22 protein-coding genes and 1 riboswitch are annotated in these 22,982 nt (G+C 66.2%); of the genes, 14 read left to right on the top strand and 8 right to left on the bottom strand.

From position 1 onward, the window contains the following. Positions 1–193: 193 nt before the first annotated feature. Together ASD22_RS09805 and dusB are read left to right on the top strand one after the other, a co-directional pair. On the top strand, positions 194–1,471 hold the full coding sequence (locus ASD22_RS09805) for a nucleoside permease (RefSeq protein ID WP_056082432.1): 1,278 nt from the start codon (positions 194–196) through the stop codon (positions 1,469–1,471). A 40-nt stretch (positions 1,472–1,511) separates the two neighbouring features. Continuing rightward, the gene (dusB, locus tag ASD22_RS09810; protein WP_056082435.1) at positions 1,512–2,498 is read left to right on the top strand and encodes a tRNA dihydrouridine synthase DusB; all 987 of its coding nucleotides are present in this window, start codon (positions 1,512–1,514) and stop codon (positions 2,496–2,498) included. 4 nt (positions 2,499–2,502) lie between these two features. Here the strand turns inward: dusB and ASD22_RS09815 are convergent, their stop codons facing one another. From ASD22_RS09815 to ASD22_RS09840, 6 genes are all read right to left on the bottom strand, one after another. After that, the gene (locus ASD22_RS09815) at positions 2,503–3,288 is read right to left on the bottom strand and encodes an ABC transporter permease (RefSeq protein WP_056082438.1); all 786 of its coding nucleotides are present in this window, start codon (positions 3,286–3,288) and stop codon (positions 2,503–2,505) included. Positions 3,289–3,353: 65 nt separating this feature from the next. Next, entirely contained in the window at positions 3,354–4,559 is a 1,206-nt protein-coding gene (locus ASD22_RS09820; RefSeq protein ID WP_056082441.1) for an ABC transporter substrate-binding protein, read from the bottom strand. 71 nt (positions 4,560–4,630) lie between these two features. After that, a complete protein-coding gene (locus ASD22_RS09825; protein ID WP_082520208.1) occupies positions 4,631–5,461 on the bottom strand; it encodes an ABC transporter ATP-binding protein in 831 nt (276 codons plus the stop codon). Positions 5,462–5,469: 8 nt separating this feature from the next. Beyond that, positions 5,470–5,634 carry a rubredoxin gene (locus ASD22_RS09830; protein WP_007081516.1) on the bottom strand — a complete coding sequence of 55 codons (165 nt, stop codon included), beginning with the start codon at positions 5,632–5,634 and terminating at the stop codon, positions 5,470–5,472. Further along, a complete protein-coding gene (locus ASD22_RS09835; RefSeq protein ID WP_056082447.1) occupies positions 5,634–6,749 on the bottom strand; it encodes an acyl-CoA dehydrogenase family protein in 1,116 nt (371 codons plus the stop codon). The genes ASD22_RS09830 and ASD22_RS09835 overlap by 1 nt, the downstream gene beginning before the upstream one ends. 21 nt (positions 6,750–6,770) lie before the next feature. Next, positions 6,771–7,313 (bottom strand): carboxymuconolactone decarboxylase family protein, encoded by a 543-nt coding sequence (locus tag ASD22_RS09840; protein WP_056082449.1) that lies wholly within the window; start codon positions 7,311–7,313, stop codon positions 6,771–6,773. A 182-nt stretch (positions 7,314–7,495) separates the two neighbouring features. After that, positions 7,496–7,662, top strand: a riboswitch (cobalamin riboswitch). 136 nt (positions 7,663–7,798) lie between these two features. Between ASD22_RS09840 and metE the strand changes: the two genes are divergently transcribed. Continuing rightward, positions 7,799–10,090, top strand: a complete 2,292-nt coding sequence (gene metE / locus ASD22_RS09845) for a 5-methyltetrahydropteroyltriglutamate--homocysteine S-methyltransferase (RefSeq protein ID WP_056082452.1) — start codon at positions 7,799–7,801, stop codon at positions 10,088–10,090. A 214-nt stretch (positions 10,091–10,304) separates the two neighbouring features. Here the strand turns inward: metE and groL are convergent, their stop codons facing one another. Both groL and ASD22_RS09855 read right to left on the bottom strand, forming a co-directional pair. Beyond that, a complete protein-coding gene (gene groL, locus ASD22_RS09850; RefSeq protein WP_056082455.1) occupies positions 10,305–11,960 on the bottom strand; it encodes a chaperonin GroEL in 1,656 nt (551 codons plus the stop codon). Between the two features lie 129 nt (positions 11,961–12,089). Further along, positions 12,090–12,383: a co-chaperone GroES gene (locus tag ASD22_RS09855; protein ID WP_007081521.1), complete on the bottom strand. Its 294-nt coding sequence runs from the start codon at positions 12,381–12,383 to the stop codon at positions 12,090–12,092. Positions 12,384–12,609: 226 nt separating this feature from the next. Here ASD22_RS09855 and cutA point away from each other — a divergent pair, with 226 nt between their 5' ends. The 11 genes from cutA to purH all read left to right on the top strand — a co-directional run bounded on the left by cutA (position 12,610) and on the right by purH (position 22,874). Then, positions 12,610–12,954, top strand: coding sequence for a divalent-cation tolerance protein CutA (gene cutA / locus ASD22_RS09860; RefSeq protein ID WP_235577611.1), 345 nt, complete (start codon positions 12,610–12,612; stop codon positions 12,952–12,954). Positions 12,955–13,131: 177 nt separating this feature from the next. Next, complete coding sequence (locus ASD22_RS09865) at positions 13,132–15,315, top strand: protein-disulfide reductase DsbD (RefSeq protein ID WP_056082458.1); 2,184 nt, start codon at positions 13,132–13,134, stop codon at positions 15,313–15,315. Next, entirely contained in the window at positions 15,312–15,845 is a 534-nt protein-coding gene (locus ASD22_RS09870) for a TlpA disulfide reductase family protein (protein WP_056082461.1), read from the top strand. Before ASD22_RS09865 ends, ASD22_RS09870 begins: the two co-directional genes overlap by 4 nt. A gap of 153 nt (positions 15,846–15,998) precedes the next feature. Next, a complete protein-coding gene (gene aroQ / locus ASD22_RS09875; protein WP_056082464.1) occupies positions 15,999–16,451 on the top strand; it encodes a type II 3-dehydroquinate dehydratase in 453 nt (150 codons plus the stop codon). 65 nt (positions 16,452–16,516) lie between these two features. Next, a complete protein-coding gene (gene accB / locus ASD22_RS09880) occupies positions 16,517–16,975 on the top strand; it encodes an acetyl-CoA carboxylase biotin carboxyl carrier protein (protein WP_056082466.1) in 459 nt (152 codons plus the stop codon). Between the two features lie 17 nt (positions 16,976–16,992). Beyond that, complete coding sequence (locus tag ASD22_RS09885; protein WP_056082468.1) at positions 16,993–17,376, top strand: four helix bundle protein; 384 nt, start codon at positions 16,993–16,995, stop codon at positions 17,374–17,376. Between the two features lie 46 nt (positions 17,377–17,422). Further along, complete coding sequence (gene accC / locus ASD22_RS09890; RefSeq protein ID WP_056082471.1) at positions 17,423–18,790, top strand: acetyl-CoA carboxylase biotin carboxylase subunit; 1,368 nt, start codon at positions 17,423–17,425, stop codon at positions 18,788–18,790. A 95-nt stretch (positions 18,791–18,885) separates the two neighbouring features. Further along, the gene (gene prmA, locus ASD22_RS09895; RefSeq protein ID WP_056082474.1) at positions 18,886–19,782 is read left to right on the top strand and encodes a 50S ribosomal protein L11 methyltransferase; all 897 of its coding nucleotides are present in this window, start codon (positions 18,886–18,888) and stop codon (positions 19,780–19,782) included. Between the two features lie 91 nt (positions 19,783–19,873). Next, positions 19,874–20,671, top strand: a complete 798-nt coding sequence (locus ASD22_RS09900; protein WP_056082477.1) for a zinc-ribbon and DUF3426 domain-containing protein — start codon at positions 19,874–19,876, stop codon at positions 20,669–20,671. Between the two features lie 203 nt (positions 20,672–20,874). Continuing rightward, the gene (locus tag ASD22_RS09905) at positions 20,875–21,174 is read left to right on the top strand and encodes a helix-turn-helix domain-containing protein (RefSeq protein WP_056082481.1); all 300 of its coding nucleotides are present in this window, start codon (positions 20,875–20,877) and stop codon (positions 21,172–21,174) included. An 89-nt stretch (positions 21,175–21,263) separates the two neighbouring features. Next, on the top strand, positions 21,264–22,874 hold the full coding sequence (gene purH / locus ASD22_RS09910) for a bifunctional phosphoribosylaminoimidazolecarboxamide formyltransferase/IMP cyclohydrolase (protein ID WP_056082485.1): 1,611 nt from the start codon (positions 21,264–21,266) through the stop codon (positions 22,872–22,874). Positions 22,875–22,982: the final 108 nt, after the last annotated feature.

The following is a 22,982-nucleotide window of genomic DNA, read 5'->3' on the forward strand; positions in this document are numbered from 1 at the left end:
ACCGTCATTCCAACGGGAGCTGGAATCCAGTAGCTCTGCTTTTCAAAAGCTTGAAGGCACTGGATTCCGGCTTGCGCCGGAATGACGGGCTTTTGGCATCCCTGAAACGGCACCACTGCGCTGCAGCGTGCCTTGCCGGTTTCGGGCCGCTTCTCTAACCTCCAAAATTTTATGGCCGTGTGCCGGATATCAGATGAGCATCAAGCTGCGCCTCGTGGCCATGAACTTCCTGCAGTTTTTCGTGTGGGGGGCGTGGCTGATCACCATCGGCGCCTACTGGTTCCAGTATCGCCATTGGTCAGGCGCCCAGTTCGGCGCGATCTTTTCCACCATGGGTATCGCCGCGCTGTTCATGCCCTCGCTGATGGGCGTGATCGCGGATAAATGGCTGAACGCGGAGAAGCTCTACGGCCTGCTGCACATCGGCGGCGCGGTGGTGCTGTTCATGGTGCCGACGATCGACGACCCGAACACGCTGTTCTGGGTGATGTTGCTCAACATGATGTGCTACATGCCGACCTTGTCGCTGGCGATCACCGTGGCCTACAACGCGCTGAAGGAAAACGGCGCCGACGTGGTGCGCGTGTTTCCGCCGATCCGGGTGTGGGGCACGATCGGTTTCATCGCGGCGATGTGGACGGTGAGCCTGCTGCACCTGGAAACCTCGGGCGGCCAGTTCCGCGTGGCGGCCGCGGCCGCGTTGCTGCTGGGGCTTTACGCGTTCACCCTGCCGCCCTGCCCGCCGCGCCTGCGCAGCACGGCGCGGCGCTCGTGGGTGGATGTGCTGGGGCTGACCGCGTTCAGCCTGTTGCGCAACCGCAAGATGGCGGTGTTCTTTGTTTTCGCGATGCTGCTCGGTGCGGCCCTGCAGTTGACCAATGCCTACGGCGACACCTTCCTGCATGACTTCGCCAACGTGGACGCGTACCGGGGCATGCTGGCGGTGCGTTACCCGGCGATCATCATGTCGATCTCGCAGGTATCCGAAACGCTGTTCATCCTGGCGATTCCATTCTTCCTGAAACGCTTCGGCATCAAGACGGTGATGCTGATCAGCATGGTGGCGTGGGTGCTGCGTTTCGGCCTGTTCGCCTATGGCAACCCGGGCAATGGGCTGTGGATGATCGTGATGTCGTGCATCGTGTACGGCATGGCGTTCGACTTTTTCAACATCTCCGGCTCGCTGTTCGTCGAGGGGCAGAGCGACCCGTCCATCCGCGCCAGCGCGCAGGGCCTGTTCATGCTGATGACGAACGGCATCGGCGCGATCCTGGGCAGCTCGATCAGCGGCTGGATCATCGATTTGTGGTTCACCGCCGCGGACGGCGCCAAGGACTGGCGTGGCATCTGGCTGACCTTCGCGGCCTACGCGCTGGTGGTGGCGGTGCTGTTCATGATCTTTTTCAAGCACCGGCATCATCGCGAGGGCGAGTCGGTGCCGCTGCCGCCGGAAGGCACGCTGCGGGTCTGAGCTGCGACCGCCGATCCAGCGCTGCCGCTACAATGGGCGGATGCGTATCGGCCCCTACCTGATCGACCCGCCGGTGGTGCTCGCCCCCATGGCGGGCGTCACCGACAAGCCGTTCCGGCTGCTGTGCAAGCGGCTGGGCGCGGGCCTTGCCGTGTCGGAGATGACCACCGCCGATCCGCGCCTGTGGCATACGCGCAAGTCGCTGCAGCGGATGGATCACGACGGCGAACCGGAACCGGTCAGCGTGCAGATCGCCGGCTACGACCCCACGATGCTGGCCGAGGCGGCGCGCTTCAACGTGGCCAACGGCGCGCAGCTGATCGACATCAACATGGGATGTCCGGCAAAAAAGGTATGCAACGTGTGGTCCGGCTCCGCGCTGCTGCAGGATGAGCCGCTGGTGGCGCGCATCGTGAAAGCCGTGGTGGACGCGGTCGAGGTGCCGGTGACATTGAAGATCCGCACCGGCTGGAACCGCGACAACCGCAACGCGCTGAATATCGCCCGCATCGCCGAGGACGCCGGCATCGCCGCGCTGGCCGTGCACGGTCGCACCCGCGCCGACAAATACGAAGGCGAGGCGGAATACGACACCATCGCCGCGGTGAAGGCGGCCGTGCGCATTCCGGTACTGGCCAATGGCGACGTCTGCTCGCCGCAACAGGCAAAACACGTGCTGGATGTCACCGGCGCCGATGCGGTGATGGTGGGCCGCGGGGCGCAGGGGCGGCCGTGGATCTTCCGCGAGATCGCCCATTACCTGGCCACCGGCGAACTGCTGCCCGAGCCGACGCCGGCCGAGGTCGCCACGATCCTGCTGGGCCACCTCGACCAGCTTTACGCGTTCTACGGTGAACAGCAGGGTGTGCGCATCGCGCGCAAGCATCTGGGCTGGTACGCGAAGGACCGGCCCGAAAACGCCGCCTTCCGCCAGGTGGCCAACCGGGCCGAAACCGCTGCCGAGCAGCGACGGCTGACGCGCGATTATTTCGCCGCGCTTGGCGACGCCAGCGCGCTGGCGGCCTGAGGCTTCAATCGGTGCCGGCAGGCACCCAGTGCCGGTGCAGCCGCTGCGCCAGCGCGTCCAGCAGGAAACCCAGCGCACCGATCAGCACGATCGCGGCCATCAATTCCGAATAGGCCAGCCGGTCGCGCGTATCGAGGATGAAATAGCCCAGGCCGGAGCTGACGCCCAGCATTTCGCAGGGAATCAGCAGGATCCAGATCATGCCGATGGCGACCCGCACGCCGGTGAGCACGTGGCCCAGGGTGCCCGGCACCACGATGCGCCACAGGATCTCGCCACGGGTGGCGCTGAGGCTGCGCGCCAGCAGCAACCAGCGCGGGTTGAGCTGACGCACGCCCGCGGAGGTGTTGAGGATGATCGGCCACACCGCCGTGATGGTCAGCAGGAAATAGATCGGCGCATCGCCGATGCCGAAGATCATCACCGCGATCGGCATCCACGACAGCGGCGAGATCATGCGCAGGAACTGGAACGCACCGCTGGTGCTGCTGTCCAGCGCGCGCGAACTGCCCACCGCCACGCCGATCGGCACGCCCAGCGCCAGCGCCGCCAGCAGGCTCACCATGACGCGCTTCAGGCTGGTCAACGTGTGCCGGGTCAGTTCGTTCCGTGCCAGCAAGTCGTACAGGCTGTGAAAGGTATCGCTGGGGCTGAGCGCGCCGGCCAGCGGCATGCTCTTGCCCAGCACGTGGATGCCCAGCGACCACAGCACCAGCAGCACGAACAGGCCGAACAGGCTCAGCCCGATGCGGGCGCTGGAACGGTGGAGGGGAATGCTTGTTGCGTTCATGGAGTTGCAGCCTGCATGCGGGCGCCGCGCCATGCGGCGAGCGGCGGCGGCATGGCGTTACGGGTTCAGGTGGTGATGTGTTCTTGGCGGGTGAAACCTTCGGGCAGGCCGAAGGCCGTCATGCCGCCCAGCCCGGCGATTGCCTTCTTCACGAAGCGGTCGTCGACCAGGTCGCGCGCCACGAAGGCGGGGTCCAGCCCGGGCAGGAAGTCGTTCTTGCCCTCGACGTAGGTGGTCTTGAGCATCGACACCAGGGTTTCGGTGTAGCTGGGGAACGGGTACGGCTGGAAGTCGATGCGGTGCTGCTTCCACTCCGGATGGTGGATCGCACCCGACGCGATGTAGGCCGCGTCATCGGACGGCGGCGGCGCCAGCACCTTGGCCAGGGTTTCGTAGCTGTGCGGGGTGTAGTGGTCGGCGGCGTCCTTGGCCAGCAGATGCGAAGTGTCGTCGCGATGGTCGCGTGCCCAGGCCTGCGCCTGCACGATGCCGTTGACCACTTTCTGCGACCACTCGGGGCGCTCGTTCAGATCGCGCTCGTGCATCTGCACAACACAGCAGGCGTGATCCTTCCACACATCGCCGGTGAAACGCAGCACCTTGCCGACCTTGAGTATCTCGGCCAGCGCCACGAAGGGTTCTGCCACGATGTAGGCGGAAATCTGCCCGCCGGCCAGCGCCGGCAGCATGTCCGACGGCGCCATCACCACCAGCTTGACCTGTTTGGGCCCGGGCGTGCCGCTGCCGATGGACTCGATGCCGCGGGCTTTCAGAAGATGTTGCAGCACCACGTTGTGCACCGAATACCAGAACGGGATCGCCACCGTGGTGCCGGCCAGGTCGTCCAGCTGCTGGACGTCCTTCTTGACCGTCATCGCCAGCGCGGAGCCGCAGACGTGGTTCCACGCCACCACCTTCGCCGGCGCCTTGCTGCCGTAGCGCGCCCAGACCGTCATCGGCGACAGCATGTGCACCACGTTCACCTGGCCGCTGAGAAAGGCCTCCACGATCTGCGCCCAGCTGCGGAACATGCGCGGCTTCTCCACCGACAGTCCCTGTTTCTGGAACAGGCCGCGCTGATGCGCCACCAGCAAGGGCGTGGCGTCGGTGATGGGCAGGTAACCGATGCGCACGGGTGCATCGGGCTCCGCCGCCACGGCGCGGTTGAAGCCCTGCAACAGCGGCAGCGCACCGGCCACGGTGAACATCGCCGAAAGCTTGAGGAAGCGGCGGCGGGAGGCGGTGCTGTCGGAATCGTGGTCTGTGGTCATGACGGCTCGATGATCGGATGGGGTGCCGAGGGGTTGCGGAAGGAAATCACCGCGGCCATTTTCTTCGTCGCTCACGCCACGGCGCGCTGGAGCTCGGCGGGTGGTGAACCGGCGCGGCGGGCGTCGCGCAGCGCCTGCACGATCTCCACGCGAACCCGGGTGAGTTCAGCAGCAACGGCATCGCGCGGATGCGGCTGCTCGATGCGCCACTCGCCGATCAACCCGCCCGGCTGGCCGCCCAGCAGCGCGATGCGGTCGGCCAACACCAGCGCCTCGTCGATGTCATGGGTCACCAGCACCGCCGCCGTCTTGTGGCGCGCGGTGATCTGCTGCAACAAGGTCTGCATGTCGCCACGGGTGATTTCATCCAGCGCACTGAACGGCTCATCCAGCAACAGGATTTCCGGCTGGCGCGCCAGGCAGCGTGCCAGCGCCACCCGCTGCGCCATGCCGCCGGACAATTCACTTGGGTAGTGACCCAGCGCGTGCTGCAAGTCGACCTCGGCGATCGCATCGCGCACCCGCTCGCGCCGCGTCTTGGCATCGAGCACGGGTTGGTGACGGAAATCCAGGCCAAAGCCCACGTTCTCTTCCAGCGTCAGCCACGGCAGCAGGCACGGGTCCTGAAACACCAGACCCACCCGCGGATGCGGCCCTTTCAGCGACTCACCATGCACCCGCACGCCGCCGTTGTCCGGCGTCTGCAGGCCCGCCAGCACGCGCAACAGGGAGGATTTGCCGACGCCGCTGGGGCCGAGCACGGCCACCACTTCACCCGCCTTGAGTTGCAGCGAGAAATCGCGCAGCACCACGTTGGTCGCGCGCCCGGCATGGCCGTAGCTCAGCGCGATGTGGCTGGCTTCCAGCACGGCGGGATGCAGCATTGGGGTGGGCTTGCTCATGCTTGCACTCAATTCGGTACCAGGAAGAAATCGTCCTTGCTCACGCCGCAGTCCGGGCAGCTCCAGTCATCGGGAATCGATTCGAACGGCGTACCCGGCGCGATACCGTCCTCGGGCATGCCTTCCGCCTCGTCGTACACGAAGCCGCATGGCCCGCACATCCACTTCGCCATTACGCGGCCTCGGCTTGCTGTTGCCGCTGCTCGAGATCGCGGATTTCCTTGCGCAGATGCTTCAGCGCCGGCGTCACGATGGCCACGAAAACCGCCTCGCGCAGCTGGCGCTGGGCTGGGTGGCGCATCAGGTAACCACGCGCACCCGCATGCAGCACCGCCGAGTTGGCCGCACGCAAGGCCAGCTCCGACGCGGCCGCGCGCAGCTTCAGCACCGGCAGGATGGCGACTGCGCCGGCCTGCGCCTGGCGCGACAGCGCATCGGCTTGCGTCTGCAGCGCCACCAACTCGGCCTGCAGATCGGCTTCCTGGTCGTCCAGCAGAGCATTCACGTGCGCATGGGTGACGTTGCTTTCGCGCAGCGTTTTCAAACAGCCCTCGACCACGCCGAAGCCCATGCCTGCCTGACCCAGCACGAAGCCGGCCTTGATCCGCGCCATGAAGGCCTCGAACTGTTCCGGATGCGCCAGCACGCTGTCGGCGCCCACCGCCACGTTCTTGAAACGCAGGTTGAGCGTGCTGGTGCCTTCCATGCCCGAGAAATCGGGGCACGGGTGCAGCTCCAGCCCTTGCGCACGGCCTTCCACGGCGAACATCAGGTAACCGCCGCCTTCGACCGCCGCGGCCACGATCACCAGGTTGTCGGCGCCGGCATTGGACACCCACGGCAGCACGCCGTTGACCACATAACCGTTGCCATCGCGACGCGCGTCGAGACGGATCTTCTCGATCCCGGCCAGATGCTTCACCGCATTGGACATGCCGGTACCCGCCAGCAGCGAGCCGCTGGCGACCTTGTCCAGATAGCGCTGCCGCACCGCGGCCGAAGGCGCATGTTGCAGGTACCAGGCGCAGGTGGACTGGCACCACACCAGGAACGCGGTGGAGCCGCAGACGCGGCCCACCTGCGTGGTGATGGCGATCTGCCGCGGGAGGTCGAGCGCATACGCATCCGTGCCGGTCGCGCCGAAACCGCCCAGCTTGCCCAGCTCACGCATGAAGTCGACCGGATAGAAGCCTTCGCGGTCGATGCTGTCGGCCAGCCGCGACAGCGACGCGTCGACCAGCGTGGCGATCGCCTGCAATGACGGGTTGTGGTTTTCGGACGGGCTCATGCCGTTCCCTCCGCTGATGACTCAGGCGTACGGTTGCAATTCGGGGTTGATCGGGGTCTTCGCCAGGTTGTTGGCGTAGTTGCACAGCGTGGCCAGGCTCACGCCCAGCACCACTTCCAGCGCCTGGCCCTGGCTGTAGCCGGCGGCAAGGAACGCCTGCAGTTCGTCGTCGGACACCTGGCCACGCTCCTCGATCACGGCCAGCGTGAACAAGGCCAGCGCGTTGAGCTTCGGGTCATCCAGCGCCTGCTTGGCGCGCAAGGCCTCCAGCAGGGGCTCGGGCATCTGCAGCTTCTTGCGCGCGATGGCGGTGTGGCCGGCGACGCAGAAGCCGCAACCGTTGCGGGCAGCGGCGGTGATCTGGATCACCTCGCGCTCGGTGTCGGACAGGCTGTTGCGTGCATTGATGGCGCTGACGGTCTGGTAGGTCTCGATCGCGGTGGGCGCATTGGCCAGCACACCCAGAAGATTGGGCACGAAACCGCTGTTTTTCTTGGCGGCGGCAAGGCGCGGGCCGGCTTCTTCCGGGGCGCTCTCGATGGTCTGGATGGCAATGCGGCTCATGGACTTACCTTTACTAATAGACGGCTAGACGTCCGTCCACCTTATCCTGCGGATCGCCGTATCACAAAGGATCGGTTTCCATGTGCTTATAACCAACGGGCATGGTCGTGGCGGTGGGCGACGAGTAACGGGCAACGGCCCGGACGGAATTGACATGGATCATTGATTCGCCCCTTCCGCACCTCTATCCTGCGCTCGCTGGTTCAGATATCTCTCTATTCGAATAGAAAGATATATGGCAGGGAATCCCGGTCCTGAAGCCGGAGCTGCCCCGCAACGGTAGGTGGACGCGACGTTCTGAGACGCGTCCACGAGCCCGAATACCTGCTCCAGCCGGAAGCGTTCGCGCTTCCGCCCGACTTGGTCCGGGCGCGCCATCACGGTGCCCGGCTCGATCGCCCGCGGGGGCGAAGGTCGCGGGGCGCGCGGACATTGCCCCACTCCTTCGTTCCTCTTTGCTCACTGTCTGCAAGAGGAATCACTACATGTCACAAGTCACCTACTCCGGCTTTCCGCGCATCGGCTTGAAACGCGAGCTCAAGCGCGCGCTGGAATCCCACTGGCGCGGCGAAATCACCGCCGACGCCCTGCAAGACACCGCCCGCGAGTTGCGCCAGCGTCACTGGCAACTGGCATCCAGCGCCGGTGTCGACGTCGTCCCCTGCAACGATTTCAGCCTCTACGACCATGTGCTGGACACGGCGGTGTTATTCGACGCAATCCCGGACCGCTATCGGCCGGTGTTCGCGTCTGGCCCTCTGGACGGCTATTTCGCCATGGCGCGCGGCCACAAGCGCAATGGCCATGACCTGCACGCGCTGGAAATGACCAAATGGTTCGATACGAACTACCACTACCTCGTGCCGGAGCTGCAGGCCGGCCAGCAGTTCCGCCTGGCCGGCGACAAACCCGTGGCCGAATTCCTGGAAGCGCGGGCGCTGGAACGTCAGGCGCGCCCGGTGCTGCTGGGGCCGGTCTCGTTCCTGCTGCTGGCCAAGGCGGTCGACGGCAGTGACCGGCTCGCGCTGCTCGACGCGTTGCTGCCGGCTTACGTCGAGCTGCTCGGCAAGCTGGCCGCCGCGGGCGCGACATGGGTACAACTGGATGAACCGTGCCTGGTGCTGGATCTTGATGACGAGGCGCGGGCTGCCTACCGCCGCGCGTACGCCGCACTGGCCACAGCGGGCGGGCCCAAAATTCTGCTGGCCAGCTATTTCGGGGCGCTGGGCGACAACCTGCCGGTGGCCGCCTCGCTGCCCGTCGACGGCTTGCATGTCGACCTGGTGCGCGCGCCGGGCCAACTCGACGCCGTGCTGGATGCGCTGTCACCGACACAGGTGCTCAGTGCCGGCGTCATCGACGGCCGCAATATCTGGCGCAGCCGGCCGGACAAGGTGCTGGCGCTGCTGCGCAAGGCGCAGTCGCGGATCGGTGACGAGCGGCTGTGGCTGGCGCCGTCGTGTTCCCTGCAGCATGTGCCGATCGATCTGGAGGCGGAAACCGCGCTCGATCCGGCTCGGCGTGCCTCCATGGCCTTCGCGCGGCAGAAGCTGGAGGAGCTGCGCACCTACGCCGACGCCCTGGCCGGACAGGCCGAGGCCACAGCCGCACTGGCCGCGCAGCAGGCATTGCTGGATGCCCAGGCGCAATCGGCAGGCGTGGTGGATGCCGGCGTGCGCGCACGGCTGCGCACCCTCAGCCCGCAGATCGCGCTGCGTCGTTCGGCCTACGCCACCCGCCACGCCGCCCAGGCCGAGACGCTGAACCTGCCGCCGCTGCCGACCACCACGATCGGCTCGTTCCCGCAGACCGACGACCTGCGCAAGGCCCGCGCCGCCCACCGCGGCGGCAAGCTCACCGATGTCGCCTACGACGATTTGCTGAAATCGGAAATCGCCCGCGTGGTGCGCTTCCAGGAAGCCATCGGACTGGACGTGCTGGTTCACGGCGAGCCCGAGCGCAACGACATGGTCGAGTACTTCGGCGAACAGATGGACGGCTATCTGTTCACCAGATTGGGCTGGGTGCAGAGCTACGGCTCGCGCTGCGTGAAGCCGCCGGTGATCTGGGGCGACATCGTGCGGCCGGCACCGATGACGGTGGCATGGTCCAGCTATGCGCAATCGCTGACCAGCAAACCGATGAAGGGCATGCTGACCGGGCCGGTGACGATGCTGCAATGGTCGTTCGTGCGCGACGACCTGCCGCGCGAAACCGTCTGCCGGCAGATCGCGCTGGCGCTGCGCGACGAGGTGCACGACCTCGAAGCGGCCGGCATCCAGCTGATCCAGATCGACGAGCCGGCCTTACGCGAAGGCCTGCCACTGCGTCGCGCGGAATGGCCGCATTACCTGGCGTGGGCAGTCGAGTGCTTCCGCATCACCGCCGGTGGCGTGCGCGATACCACCCAGATCCACACCCACATGTGCTACTCGGAGTTCAACGACATCATCGAGGCGGTGGCGGCGATGGATGCCGACGTGATCTCGATCGAGACCAGCCGCTCGCGGATGGAGCTGCTCGATGCGTTCGTGCGGTTCCGCTACCCCAACGGCATCGGCCCCGGCGTCTACGACATCCATTCGCCACGCGTGCCCGACCCGGCCGAAATGCTGGATCTGCTGCGCAAGGCGCTGGACGTGCTGAGCGTGGACCAGCTCTGGGTCAACCCCGACTGCGGCCTGAAAACCCGCGGCTGGCCGGAGGTTGAAGCGGCCCTGCGCGGCATGGTCGGCTGTGCCCGGCAACTGCGCGGCGAGTTGGCTGAAAAGGCGTAGCGCGTCCAAGGGCCCCCTTGTAGGAGCGGCTTCAGCCGCGATGCTCTTGTGGCTTGATGAAAAGCATCGCGACTGAAGTCGCTCCTACAAGAAGGCAAGAAGGCACGCAGCGGGGTGGACTGGATTTCGACGCCAGGCCACACCCCAAGCAAAGAAAAACCCCGCCGAAGCGGGGTTTTTCGTGGATGCAGCTGGTGGACTGGTGGAGCGGGACTTAGAAGCCCATGCCACCCATGCCGCCCATACCACCCATGCCGCCGGCGTCGCCGCCGTGGTTGTGGGCTTCTTCCTTCTTCGGCGCTTCGGCAACGATCGCCTCGGTGGTGATCGCCAGACCGGCAACCGACGCGGCGTGCTGCAGGGCCGAGCGGGTGACCTTGGTCGGGTCCAGGATGCCGAACTCGATCATGTCGCCGTATTCACCGGTGGCGGCGTTGTAGCCGAAGTTGCCCTTGCCTTCCTTGACCTTGTTCAGCACCACGGACGACTCTTCGCCAGCGTTGGCGACGATCGCGCGCAGCGGCGCTTCCAGCGCGCGGCGGGTGATCGCGATGCCCAGGTCCTGATCGGTGTTGTCGCCCTTCAGGCCTTCGACGGCCTTCAGCGCGCGGATCAGCGCCACGCCACCACCGGGGACCACGCCTTCTTCGACGGCTGCGCGCGTGGCGTGCAGGGCGTCTTCGACGCGGGCCTTCTTTTCCTTCATCTCGATCTCGGTGCCGGCACCGACCTTGATCACGGCAACGCCGCCGGCCAGCTTGGCCACGCGCTCCTGCAGCTTCTCGCGGTCGTAGTCGGAGGAGGTCTCCTCGATCTGCGCCTTGATCTGGCCGATGCGCGACTGGATCTTCTCGGCCTCGCCCGCGCCGTCGATGATCGTGGTGTTTTCCTTGGTGATGACGATGCGCTTGGCGCGACCCAGGTCGGCGACCGTGGTCTTCTCCAGCGACAGGCCCACTTCCTCGGACACGACCTGGCCGTTGGTGAGGATGGCGATGTCTTCCAGGATGGCCTTGCGGCGATCACCGAAGCCCGGCGCCTTGACGGCGGCGACCTTGACGATGCCGCGGATGGTGTTGACCACCAGGGTGGCCAGCGCCTCGCCTTCCACTTCCTCGGCCACGATCAGCAGCGGCTTGCCGGCCTTGGCGACGGCTTCCAGCACCGGCAGCAGGTCACGCACGTTCGACACTTTCTTGTCGTGGATGAGGATGTACGGGTCATCCAGCTCGACCTGCTGGCTCTGCTGGTTGTTGATGAAGTACGGCGACAGGTAGCCGCGATCGAACTGCATGCCCTCGACCACGTCCAGCTCGTTGTCCAGGCCCGAGCCTTCCTCGACCGTGATCACGCCTTCCTTGCCGACCTTCTTCATCGCGGTGGCGATGATGTCGCCGATGTTGGTGTCGGAGTTGGCCGAGATCGTGCCGACCTGGGCGATTTCCTTATCGTTCGCGGTCGGGTTGGACAGCTTCTTCAGCTCGCCCACGGCGGCCGAGACGGCCTTGTCGATGCCGCGCTTCAGATCCATCGGGTTCATGCCGGCGGCAACCGCCTTCAGGCCTTCCTGGATGAACGCCTGCGCCAGCACGGTGGCGGTGGTGGTGCCGTCACCGGCCACGTCGGAGGTCTTGGAAGCGGCTTCCTTGACGATCTGCGCGCCCAGGTTCTCGTACTTGTCGGCCAGCTCGATCTCCTTGGCGACGGACACGCCGTCCTTGGTGATCGTGGGGGCGCCGAAGCTCTTCTCGAGCACCACATTGCGGCCCTTGGGACCGAGGGTCACCTTGACCGCATTGGCCAGGGTGTTGACGCCTTTCAGCATGCGGGCGCGGGCGTCTTCGCCGAAACGTACTTCTTTAGCGGCCATAATTTTTTTGCCTCAAAAAAATTGAATTAAGAATGGAGAAAATCTTGCGAGGTACTACCGGAAGGAGCCAAAGGCGACTGGCAAGCGCGCTTTTTTGCTTCGCGCTCAGCCTGTCGCAGCCCCAGCCCATCAGCCCTCGATCACCGCCACAATGTCGTCTTCCTTCAGGAACACCAGATCCTCGCCATCGATCTTGATTTCCTGGCCGGCGTACTTGCCGAACAGCACGGTGTCGCCAGCCTTCAGCGACATCGGGCGCACCTTGCCGTCGGCCATGATCAGGCCGGTGCCGGCGGCGACGACCTTGCCGCGGGTGGGCTTTTCGGTGGCGCTGTCGGGGATGACGATGCCGCCGGCGGAGACGCGCTCCTCTTCCAGACGCTTGACGATGACGCGGTCGTGCAACGGACGCAGTGTGCTCATGGATGACTCCAAACGGTTGAGGTGGAACAAGGCTTCGAAGACCCGATCCTCGGTCTTGTTAGCACTCGGGGTATATGAGTGCCAATTTTAGCGATACAGCATGCCACTGCAAGCGGTTTGATCGGGTGACCCGACAGCTAATTGGGTGAATGGGCGACGCTTTCAAGGGCACCGGGGCAAATGACCTGGCGGCGACGGCAGCATCGCGTTTTCCGGTTACGCTGGCATGATGGTCGCCACCCCACCCCCCGCCGATGCCGTGCTGCTTTGCTATTGCAGTTGTCCCGACGCGGCCAGTGCCAAGGCCATCGCCGCGACGCTGGTGGACGAGAAACTGGCCGCCTGCGTCAGCTGCCTGCCTGGGGTCACCTCCACCTACCGCTGGCAGGGCGCGGTCACCACCGATGACGAGCATCTCCTGCTGATCAAGACCACCGCCGCCCGCTTCGAGGCGATGAAGACGCGGTTGCTGATGCTGCACCCGTACGAGCTGCCGGAGCTGGTGGGTGTACCCGTGGCGCAGGGCCACCGTGCCTACCTCGACTGGGTGCGCGAACAAAGCGCGGGATGATGAGGACACCAGCGGCCGGGCGCGCATAACGCCGCACGACACGGCTCGATCCCCGCCACTGATCCATAATGTGCAAGGGAGCGTATCGACGGCGCCGCTGCGGAACCGTTGCGGACACGCCGCCATCCATAGCCCGCCCTTACCTGTTGTCTGCCCGCGTCGCCCGCCGGAGTTGTAATGCAAGCGCTGCATTTCCCCCGTTTTCACCGCCTGCCGGTCCAGTTGATGCTGTTGCTGGGCCTGCTGTTCGCCGCGCTGCCCACCTGGGCGCAAGAGGACAACCTGCTGCCGGTGACCGAGGCCTATCAGCTCAGCGCCGACGTCTCGACTCCTGGCGTGCTGAAACTGCACTGGACCATCGCGCCGGACTATTACCTCTACCGCGGCCGCATGAAATTCAGCGCCGGCCCCGGCGTCACCCTGGGCACGGCACAGCTGCCCGATGGCGAAAAACACCACGACGAATACCTCGGCGACGTGGAGACCTACCACCACGGCGTGGATGCCACGGTGCCCTACACCGTGGCCGCCGGCACCACCCGCCTGAAGCTGGATGTGCAGTACCAGGGTTGCCACGAGGTCGATCCGAAGATCTGCTATCCGCCCCACACCGAACACCTCGACCTGCCGCTGCCAGCCAATGCCGTCGCGTCCCCGCCGGCCGCGCAAAGCCTGGGCGCGGCATTGACCGGGCTGGGCAGTCGCGGCGCCAGCGCGCCGGCGGGCATGGCCGCCGCACCGCTGCCCGAAGATGAGGCGTTCCGCTTTGAAGCCGTGGCACCAGACCCCGGCCACCTGCTGCTGCGCTGGTCGATGCCCAAGGGTTATTACCTGTATCGCGACCGCACCACGCTGAAGCTGACCGACGCCGATGGCTTGCGCCTGCGGCCGCCCGAATGGCCTGACGGCGTCACGCATGCCGATCCGCAGTTCGGCAATGTCGTGGTCTATTTCGACCAGGTCGACGTGCCGGTGGCGGTGGATGGCGACCTGGCCGGCCGCAAGCAGCTGACCGTGCAGGCCACGTTCCAGGGCTGCCAGGACGGCGGGCTTTGCTATCCGCCGATGACCCGCACGGTCACGGTCGATCTGGGCGGCGCCGCCACGGCTGGCGCATCGGCACCTGTCGACACCACGCCCTCCTCCCCGGTTCGAACCGGCCTGTTTGCCGCGCTGGCGCTGGCGTTGCTGGGCGGACTGGTGCTGAACCTGATGCCCTGCGTGTTGCCGGTGCTGTCGATCAAGGCGGTCAGCGTGCTGGAAAGCGGCGAGAGCCGGGCCGCGGCGCGGCGGCATGCCTTGTTCTATACGGCGGGCGTGCTGTGCAGTTTCGCCGCGCTGGGCATGGGCATCCTGGCGCTGCGTGCCGCCGGCCATTCGCTGGGTTGGGGTTCGCAATTGCAGCAGCCGCTGCTGGTGGGCGTGCTGGCCTGCGTGATGCTGGCGGTGGGGTTGTCGCTGTCCGGCGTGGTGCAGCTCGGCGCCTCGCTGGGCAATACGGGCGCCGGGCTGGCGTCGCGCTCCGGGCCGGCTGGCGATTTCTTCACCGGCGTGCTGGCCGTGGTGGTGGCCAGCCCCTGCACCGCGCCGTTCATGGGTGGCGCGCTGGCCTATGCGTTCGCGGCACCGATGCTGTCGGCGCTGGGGGTGTTCCTGGCGCTGGGCGTGGGCCTGGCGTTGCCGTTCCTGGCGATCGGATTCGTGCCCGCATTGGGCCGGCTGCTGCCGCGACCGGGCCGCTGGATGGAAACCCTGAAACAGGTGCTGGCGTTTCCGATGTACCTCACCGCCGCGTGGCTGGTGTGGGTGCTGGCCAACCAGCGTGGCGCGGACGCGGTGGGCCTGGTGCTGGTGGCAATGGTGCTGCTGGCGATGACGCTGTGGTGGTTCGAGCGCAGCCGTTCGCGCGGCATCGCCGGCCGCGCGTGGGTGCTGCCGCTGGCGTTGGCCACGCTGGCACCGCTCTATCTGCTGGCCCACGTGCCGCCAGTGGCGGCCGGCGCCGTGGCTGAGGAAGGCGTGGTGGCGTACAGCCCCGAGAAGCTGGCCGCGCTGCGCGCTGCCGGCACGCCGGTTTTCGTCGACATGACCGCCGACTGGTGCGTCACCTGCAAGGCGAACGAACACACCGTACTCAACACCGCCGCCTTCCGCGCGCTGCTGCAGCGCACCGGCGCGGTCTACATGAAAGGTGACTGGACCGACGTCAACCCGGTGATCAGTGCCTTCCTGCAGCAATACAACTCGCCCGGCGTGCCGCTATATGTGGTGTTTCCGAGCGACGGCGGGCCGGGCCGCCAGCTTTCCACCGTGCTGACCTCCTCGATGGTGGAGCAGGCACTGACGGAGGCGGCGAAATGATCTTCAGCCGCAGCAACTGGATCATCCTGGGGATGGCGGTGCTGGTCGCCGGCGTGGGTGGTTACTGGCAACGTCAGGCCGACGCGCCGCCAGCATCCACGCCCCTGGTCGGACAACCGGCGCCCGCGCTCAAGTTGCCCGACCTTTCCGGCACGACACACGACCTGGCCGACTACCGCGGCCACCCGGTCGTGCTGAATTTCTGGGCCAGCTGGTGCCTGCCCTGCCGTGAGGAAATGCCGGCACTGGATCGCGCCCAGCAGCGCCACGGCGCCGGCGGCGTGACCGTGATCGGCGTCGCGATGGACCAGCCGGCGCCCGTCCGCGCGTTCCTGGCCGCCCACCCGGTGAGCTACCCGATCGTGCTGGGGCAGCTGTCACACCCGAGCTCGGCCTACCGGTTTGGCGACGTCAGCGACGTGTTGCCCTACAGCGTGCTGATCGGCGCCGATGGTCGCGTACGGGCCCAGCATGCCGGCCCACTGGACGATGCCCAGCTGCAGCAATGGCTGGCGCCGCAGGCCGATTGAGGCGGCCAAACGTACGATTGCGTATCGTCGACGTCGCTGGGAGCGGGACTTCTTCTTCAAACATCGCCGATCTGCGCCGAACTGGACAACTTTGATGCCGACGCGCACACTGCGCGGCATTCCGGGCGTCCGGAGCAAGCAGTCAGGTGGTATGTGGCAAAGATCCTGGTTCTCCATGGGCCCAATCTCAATCTGCTGGGCTCGCGCGAGCCGCATATCTACGGGCACCTGACCCTGGTCGACATCAACGCCCAGCTCGCCGCGCAGGCGCAGGCGGCCGGCCACGAGCTGGTCTGGTTCCAGTCCAACGCCGAGCATGAGCTGGTCGGCCGCATCCAGCAGGCGCGCGACGATGGCACCGCGCTGATCCTGTTCAACCCCGCCGCGTTCACCCACACCAGCATCGCCCTGCGCGACGCGCTGGCCGCGGTGGCGGTGCCGTTCATCGAGGTGCACCTGTCCAACGTGCATGCACGTGAGCCGTTCCGCCACCACTCGTATTTGTCGGACCTGGCCATTGGCGTGATCTGCGGCTTCGGTGGCGACAGCTACCGCCTGGCGCTGGAGGCGGCGATTCACCGCCTGCAGCCGGCCGCGACCGCCTGACTTGGCCGTCAACATTTTTCCAGCCACCCACCGGTGGCATTCACTGAAACTGAAGGGCTGATCCGATGGATTTGCGCAAAATCAAGAAGCTGATCGACTTGCTGGAGGAATCCAACCTCGCCGAGCTGGAGATCAAGGAAGGCGAGGAAGTGGTACGCCTCTCGCGCGTCCCCAAGGGCACCGCGCCCGTCGCCGCCCCGGTCGCCGTGGCCGCCGCACCGGCCCCGGTTGCCGCCGCGGCACCGGCGCCTGTCGTTGCCGAAGCCCCCGCCGCCAACGCCCTGCCCGCCGGCAACGTGGTGAAGGCACCGATGGTCGGCACGTTCTACGCTTCCGCCTCACCGGGCACACCCGCCTTCGTCAAGGTCGGCCAGCAGGTGAAAGTCGGCGACACGCTGGGCGTGATCGAGGCGATGAAGATGTTCAACCAGATCGAGGCCGAGGTCTCCGGCACGGTCAAGGCAATCCTGATCGAGAATGGCCAACCGGTTGAGTTCGACGAACCGATGTTCGTGATCGCCTGAAGAGCCGGGAATAGGGAATGGAGAGTGGGGAATCGTTCAAGCGACCGCATGAGGGCCTGCATGTTTGGCAAGACGCCATGCAACTGGTCGAAGCCGTTTACGAATTCTCCGCGAACTTTCCCGACACCGAGCGCTTCGGCCTGACGTCCCAGATTCGCCGCGCTGCGGTCAGCATTGCGTCGAACATCGCAGAAGGCGCTGCTCGTCGCTCGAGACAGGAATACCAGCGCTTTCTCTCGATCGCCCGGGGTTCGCTGTCAGAACTGGATACCCAATACCAGATCGCGATTCGATTGGGTTTTGCACAGCAATCCCTACCCGTCAGCGACCTCACCAATCGCGTTTTTGCAAGAATCACGGCATTGCTCAACGCACTCGACAAGCCCAAGGGGGCGCGATGAACACGATGTTGACCTTCCCATTCCCCATTCCCGATTCCCGATTCCCATGCTAGAAAAAGTCGTCATCGCCAATCGCGGCGAAATTGCGCTGCGCGTGTTGCGCGCCTGCCACAGCCTCGGCATCAAGACCGTGGCCGTGCATTCCACCGTCGACCGCAACTTGAAACACGTAGGCCTGGCGGATGAAAGCATCTGCATCGGCCCGGGGCCGTCGACGGACAGCTACCTCAATATCCCCCGCATCATCGCGGCGGCGGAAATCACCGATGCCCAGGCGATCCATCCGGGCTACGGCTTCCTGTCCGAGCGGGCGGATTTTGCCGAGCAGGTGGAGCAATCCGGCTTCATCTTCATCGGCCCGACCGCCGACGTGATCCGCCTGATGGGCGACAAGGTCGAGGCGATCCGCGCCATGAAAGCCGCTGGCGTGCCCTGCGTGCCGGGCTCCGGTGGTCCGCTCGACGACAACGTCGAGGAAAGCCTGCGCATCGCCCGCGAGATCGGTTACCCGGTGATCATCAAGGCCTCCGGCGGCGGCGGTGGCCGCGGCATGCGCGTGGTGCGCACCGAGGCGCACCTGGCCAACTCCATCGTGATGACCAAGCAGGAGGCCAAGGCGGCCTTCGGCAACGACCAGGTGTACATGGAGAAGTACCTGGAAAATCCACGCCACGTGGAAATCCAGGTGCTGGCCGACGGCCAGGGCAATGCGATCCATCTGGGCGAGCGCGACTGCTCGATGCAGCGCCGCCACCAGAAGGTGGTCGAAGAGGCCCCCGCACCGGGCATCACGGCGGAGCTGCGCGCCGAGATCGGCAAGGTCTGCACCGATGCCTGCATCCGCATCGGCTACCGCGGCGCCGGCACGTTCGAGTTCCTGTTCGAGGGCGGCAAGTTCTACTTCATCGAGATGAACACCCGCATCCAGGTCGAGCACCCGGTAACGGAGTGGATCACCGGTGTCGATCTGGTGCGTGAGCAGTTGCTGATCGCCGGCGGCGAGAAGCTGTCGATCAGGCAGGAAGACATCGTGATCCGCGGCCACGCGATCGAGTGCCGCATCAACGCCGAAGACCCCGACACCTTCATGCCCAGCCCCGGCACGGTGAAGCGCTTCGAGGCGCCGGGTGGCCCGGGCGTGCGCGTGGACACCCACCTGTACGACGGCTACCGCATTCCGCCCAATTACGACTCGATGATCGGCAAGCTGATCGTGCACGGGCCCGACCGCGAAACCGCCATCGCCCGCATGCGGCTGGCGCTGGCCGAGACGGTGATCGAGGGCGTGAAGTGCAACATCCCGCTGCAGCAGCGGATCATGAGCGACGTCGGATTCCAGCACGGCGGCCAGAACATCCATTACCTCGAAAAGCGCATGGCTGAGCAGAAAGAGAAAGCCGCCAGCGGCGCCTGACCACCTGCAGGGGCGCACCCTGTGCGCGATGCTCTTCGTTACGGACGAAAGGCATCGCGCACAGGGTGCGCTCCTACCTGCCACAGAAAACTCCCATGCCTTTCCTCGAACTCTCTCTCGTCGTGCGCACCGAACAGCAACCCCGCGCGGAAGAGGCGCTGGAGGATCTGGGTGCACTCTCGGTCACCTTGCGCGACGCCAATGCGGAGACGCCTGACGAACAGGCGATCTTCGAGCCCGGCGTGGGCGAGTTGCCGTTGTGGCCCACGATCACGCTCGATGCGCTGTTCGACGAGCACACCGATCGCCGCGGTCTGGGCGCCGCGCTGGGCGAACTGCTGCCCTGGCTGGAACCCGACCAGCTCAGCTTCACCGAGGTCGCCGACCAGGATTGGGAGCGCGCCTGGATGGACCAGTTCAAGCCGATGCCGTTCGGGCGCCGGCTGTGGATCTACCCCTGGAACATCGAACCGCCGGCCGACGACGACCTGGTGGTGGTGCGGCTCGACCCCGGCCTCGCCTTCGGCAGCGGCACCCATCCCACCACCGCCTTGTGCCTGGAATGGCTGGACGGGCTGGAGCTGGCCGGCAAGACCGTGACTGACTACGGCTGCGGCTCGGGCATCCTGGCGATCGCGGCGCTGAAGCTGGGCGCCGCCAGCGCCGTCGGCGTGGACAACGACCCGCAGGCGCTGACCGCGTCGCGCGACAACGCGGAACGCAACGGCGTGGCCGACCGGCTTGCCCTGTTCCTGCCCGACGACGTGGACGCCGACGCGGCCGATATCTTCGTCGCCAATATCCTGGCCGGCCCGCTGGGCGCATTGGCGCCCACCTTTGCCGCCGCCGCGAAACCCGGCGCGCCGTTCGCCATCTCCGGCATCCTCGACGGCCAGCAGGATGAACTGCTGCAGCGCTACGACGAATGGTTCGACGCGTTGCGCGTTGACATCCGCGAGGGCTGGGTGCGCATCAGCGGACGGCGCCGCTGAGCATGCGGGCTCGGGCCCGCTGACCGCTGACCGCTGGCCGCTGGCCGCTGGCCGCTGCGCTAAGCTTGCGGCTCACCGAACGAAGGCGCCCATGTATACGCAGTGTCCCGCTTGCCTCACCGTGTTTTCGCTGGACGTCGGGACACTGACGCTCGCCGGCGGACAGGTGTCGTGCGGGCATTGCGGCGACACCTTCGACGCGCTGGCCAACCTCACCGACCAGCTGCCGCCGGAGCCATTCCGGGAACTGCCGCTGCACCCGCCGCTGATGCGTCCGCCGCTGCTGGAGCTGGCGGTGTATCGCCCGCCGGTGGAGCCGATCGCGGTCGTCGTGGCCGATGCCGCCGGCAACGCGATAGCCGATGCATCCGGGCCGCAGGCCTTTGCGCCACGCTTCGCGCGCAACCGGCGCGAATCGACCGAACGGTTCTGGCCATGGGTCTTCGCCTGCACCTTCCTGACCTTGCTGCTGGGCAGCCAGCTGGCCTGGGCCAAGCGGGATTTCCTGATCCGCGATCCACAAAGCGGGCCCATGCTGCAGCAGATCTGCAACACCTTGCATTGCCAGCTGCCACTGGTGGCCGCACCCGGGCAATTGCGGCTGCTCGCCAGCAACGTGCAAACCCACCCCAGCGTACCGGGCGCGCTGGTGATCAGCCTCGGCGTGCGCAATGACGCGCCCTTCAGCCAGCCCTATCCGGTGGTGGCGCTGACGCTGTCCGATGCACAGGGCAAGCGTGTGGCGATGCGGCGCCTGCAACCGGCCGAATACCTCGATGACCCGCAGGCCGTGCAGCGCGGGCTGGCGCCGGGCAGCCGCACAGCCTTGTTGTTCGAGGTGGAAGACCCGGGCACACGTGCCGTCGCGTTCGCGTTCGATTTTGAATAGGCGACATCCTGCCGCACGAACATGACTGCACACGTCATGGCGAACGCGAACTCTCGCATCAGCACTTAAAATTCCTGCCGCGCGCGGGTAGACTCGGTCCCTTCCCGCATGCGGCACATCGCCTTGCATGCGCGCCGCCATCGGCGGAGTCGAAAGAACTATAGCCAGCGGCCTATGCAGCCGCGCTTCGCATGCCAGAGGAAATGCTCGTGAACGCCGTCAGACTGCCTGTTGCCGAGGCCGCAAAACAGCCCCCGTCGCAGAGTACTTCGCAAAGCGCGTTGAGCGAGTGCGTCAGCCGCACCGTGCGCCGCTATCTCGCCGACATCGGCGATGCCGAATGCAGCGAGGGCCTGCACGCGATGGTGCTGCGCGAAGTCGAAGGGCCGCTGCTGCGCGAGGTGATGGCGTTCCACGAAGGCAACCAGAGCCGCGCCGCCACCGCGCTGGGCATCAACCGCGCCACCCTGCGCAAGAAGCTGGCCATCTACGGGCTGCTGTGATCGCGTCACCCCGCGCCACGTTTCCTCGCTGAAAACCGGGCAATCGTTCAGACGGCTATACTGTGACGTTTTCCCCGCTGGAAAACGTCATGCCCACACCCGATCTCGTCCCCGTCCGCCGCGCCCTGCTCAGTGTTTCCGACAAGAACGGCCTGATTGACCTGGGCCGGCGATTGAGCGCGCGCGGCGTGGAGCTGCTGTCCACCGGCGGCAGCGCACGCGCATTGCGTGAGGCCGGCATCGCGGTCACCGACGTCAGCGACGTTACCGGTTTCCCCGAGATCATGGATGGCCGCGTCAAGACGCTGCACCCGAAAGTGCACGGCGGCCTGCTTGGCCGGCGCGGCACCGACGACGCGGTGATGGCCGAGCTGGGCATCGCGCCGATCGACCTGCTGGTGCTGAACCTCTATCCGTTCGAAGCCACCGTGGCCAAGCCCGACTGCACGCTGGAGGACGCGATCGAGAACATCGACATCGGCGGCCCGGCGATGCTGCGTTCGGCGGCCAAGAACTGGAACGACGTGGGCGTGCTGACCTCGCCCGACCAGTACGTCGACGCGCTGGCCGAGATCGAAAGCGAGGGCGGCCTGCGCCGCGCCACACGTTTCAAGCTGGCCGTGGCCGCGTTCAACCGCGTGGCCAACTACGGCGGTGCCATCAGCGACTACCTCTCCGGCCTGCAGCTCGATGACGCACACACCACGGTAGCCGGCCACGCGACCTTCCCGGCGCAGGCCAACGGCCGCCACGAAAAGGTGATGGATCTGCGCTACGGCGAAAACCCGCACCAGCAGGCCGCGTTCTACCGCGACCTCGCACCCGTGCCCGGCACGTTGGCCACGTTCCGCCAGTTGCAGGGCAAGGAGCTTTCGTTCAACAACATCGCCGACGCCGACGCCGCGTGGGAGTGTGTGCGCAGCTTCGTGAAGCCGGCCTGCGTGATCGTGAAACACGCCAACCCCTGCGGTGTGGCAGTGAGCCTGGACGGCATCGGCAAGGCCTACGACCTGGCCTACCAGACCGATCCCACCTCGGCGTTCGGCGGCATCATCGCGTTCAACCGCGAGCTGGACGGCGCCACCGCGCAGGCCATCGTGGAGCGTCAATTCGTCGAAGTGGTGCTGGCGCCGGGCTATGCCGACGATGCGCTGAAGGCGTTCGCGAAGAAGGGCAACGTGCGCGTGCTGGAAATCCCGCCGCCGGCAGATGGCAACCTGCGTGCGCCGCATCCGGGCATGAACGTGAAACGCGTGGGCTCGGGCCTGCTGATCCAGACCGCCGACACCGGCATGATCGGCGCGGGCGACCTCAAGGTGGTGACCCGGCGCGCGCCCACGCCCGCACAGATCGACGACCTGATCTTCGCCTGGAAGGTGGCCAAGTTCGTCAAGTCCAACGCCATCGTCTACGCCCGCGACCGCCAGACCATCGGCGTCGGCGCCGGCCAGATGAGCCGCGTCTACAGCGCGAAGATCGCCGGCATCAAGGCCGCCGACGAGAAGCTGGAAGTACGCGGTTCGGTGATGGCGTCCGATGCGTTCTTCCCGTTCCGCGACGGCATCGACGCCGCCGCGGCAGCCGGCATCAGCGCGGTGATCCAGCCCGGCGGCTCGATGCGCGACAGCGAGGTGATCGCCGCCGCCGACGAACACGACATCGCGATGGTGTTCACCGGCATGCGCCATTTCCGGCATTGATGACAGCCCCAGCAGAGCGGCTTTTGTAGGAGCGACTTCAGTCGCGATGCCTTTGCTTTGGGTTCCGCAGCAGGAGCATCGCGGCTGAAGCCGCTCCCACAGGAAGCA

It is taken from the genome of Rhodanobacter sp. Root480 (assembly GCF_001426645.1).
GTDB lineage: Bacteria > Pseudomonadota > Gammaproteobacteria > Xanthomonadales > Rhodanobacteraceae > Rhodanobacter > Rhodanobacter ginsenosidimutans.

Bases quoted from the DNA above. Each gene is read 5' to 3' on its own strand.
- ASD22_RS09805 (WP_056082432.1), top strand. From the start codon at position 194: ATGAGCATCAAGCTGCGCCTCGTGGCCATGAACTTCCTGCAGTTTTTC.
- dusB (WP_056082435.1), top strand. From the start codon at position 1,512: ATGCGTATCGGCCCCTACCTGATCGACCCGCCGGTGGTGCTCGCCCCC.
- ASD22_RS09815 (WP_056082438.1), bottom strand. From the start codon at position 3,288: ATGAACGCAACAAGCATTCCCCTCCACCGTTCCAGCGCCCGCATCGGG.
- ASD22_RS09820 (WP_056082441.1), bottom strand. From the start codon at position 4,559: ATGACCACAGACCACGATTCCGACAGCACCGCCTCCCGCCGCCGCTTC.
- ASD22_RS09825 (WP_082520208.1), bottom strand. From the start codon at position 5,461: ATGAGCAAGCCCACCCCAATGCTGCATCCCGCCGTGCTGGAAGCCAGC.
- ASD22_RS09830 (WP_007081516.1), bottom strand. From the start codon at position 5,634: ATGGCGAAGTGGATGTGCGGGCCATGCGGCTTCGTGTACGACGAGGCG.
- ASD22_RS09835 (WP_056082447.1), bottom strand. From the start codon at position 6,749: ATGAGCCCGTCCGAAAACCACAACCCGTCATTGCAGGCGATCGCCACG.
- ASD22_RS09840 (WP_056082449.1), bottom strand. From the start codon at position 7,313: ATGAGCCGCATTGCCATCCAGACCATCGAGAGCGCCCCGGAAGAAGCC.
- metE (WP_056082452.1), top strand. From the start codon at position 7,799: ATGTCACAAGTCACCTACTCCGGCTTTCCGCGCATCGGCTTGAAACGC.
- groL (WP_056082455.1), bottom strand. From the start codon at position 11,960: ATGGCCGCTAAAGAAGTACGTTTCGGCGAAGACGCCCGCGCCCGCATG.
- ASD22_RS09855 (WP_007081521.1), bottom strand. From the start codon at position 12,383: ATGAGCACACTGCGTCCGTTGCACGACCGCGTCATCGTCAAGCGTCTG.
- cutA (WP_235577611.1), top strand. From the start codon at position 12,610: ATGATGGTCGCCACCCCACCCCCCGCCGATGCCGTGCTGCTTTGCTAT.
- ASD22_RS09865 (WP_056082458.1), top strand. From the start codon at position 13,132: ATGCAAGCGCTGCATTTCCCCCGTTTTCACCGCCTGCCGGTCCAGTTG.
- ASD22_RS09870 (WP_056082461.1), top strand. From the start codon at position 15,312: ATGATCTTCAGCCGCAGCAACTGGATCATCCTGGGGATGGCGGTGCTG.
- accB (WP_056082466.1), top strand. From the start codon at position 16,517: ATGGATTTGCGCAAAATCAAGAAGCTGATCGACTTGCTGGAGGAATCC.
- ASD22_RS09885 (WP_056082468.1), top strand. From the start codon at position 16,993: ATGGAGAGTGGGGAATCGTTCAAGCGACCGCATGAGGGCCTGCATGTT.
- accC (WP_056082471.1), top strand. From the start codon at position 17,423: ATGCTAGAAAAAGTCGTCATCGCCAATCGCGGCGAAATTGCGCTGCGC.
- prmA (WP_056082474.1), top strand. From the start codon at position 18,886: ATGCCTTTCCTCGAACTCTCTCTCGTCGTGCGCACCGAACAGCAACCC.
- ASD22_RS09900 (WP_056082477.1), top strand. From the start codon at position 19,874: ATGTATACGCAGTGTCCCGCTTGCCTCACCGTGTTTTCGCTGGACGTC.
- ASD22_RS09905 (WP_056082481.1), top strand. From the start codon at position 20,875: ATGCTCGTGAACGCCGTCAGACTGCCTGTTGCCGAGGCCGCAAAACAG.
- purH (WP_056082485.1), top strand. From the start codon at position 21,264: ATGCCCACACCCGATCTCGTCCCCGTCCGCCGCGCCCTGCTCAGTGTT.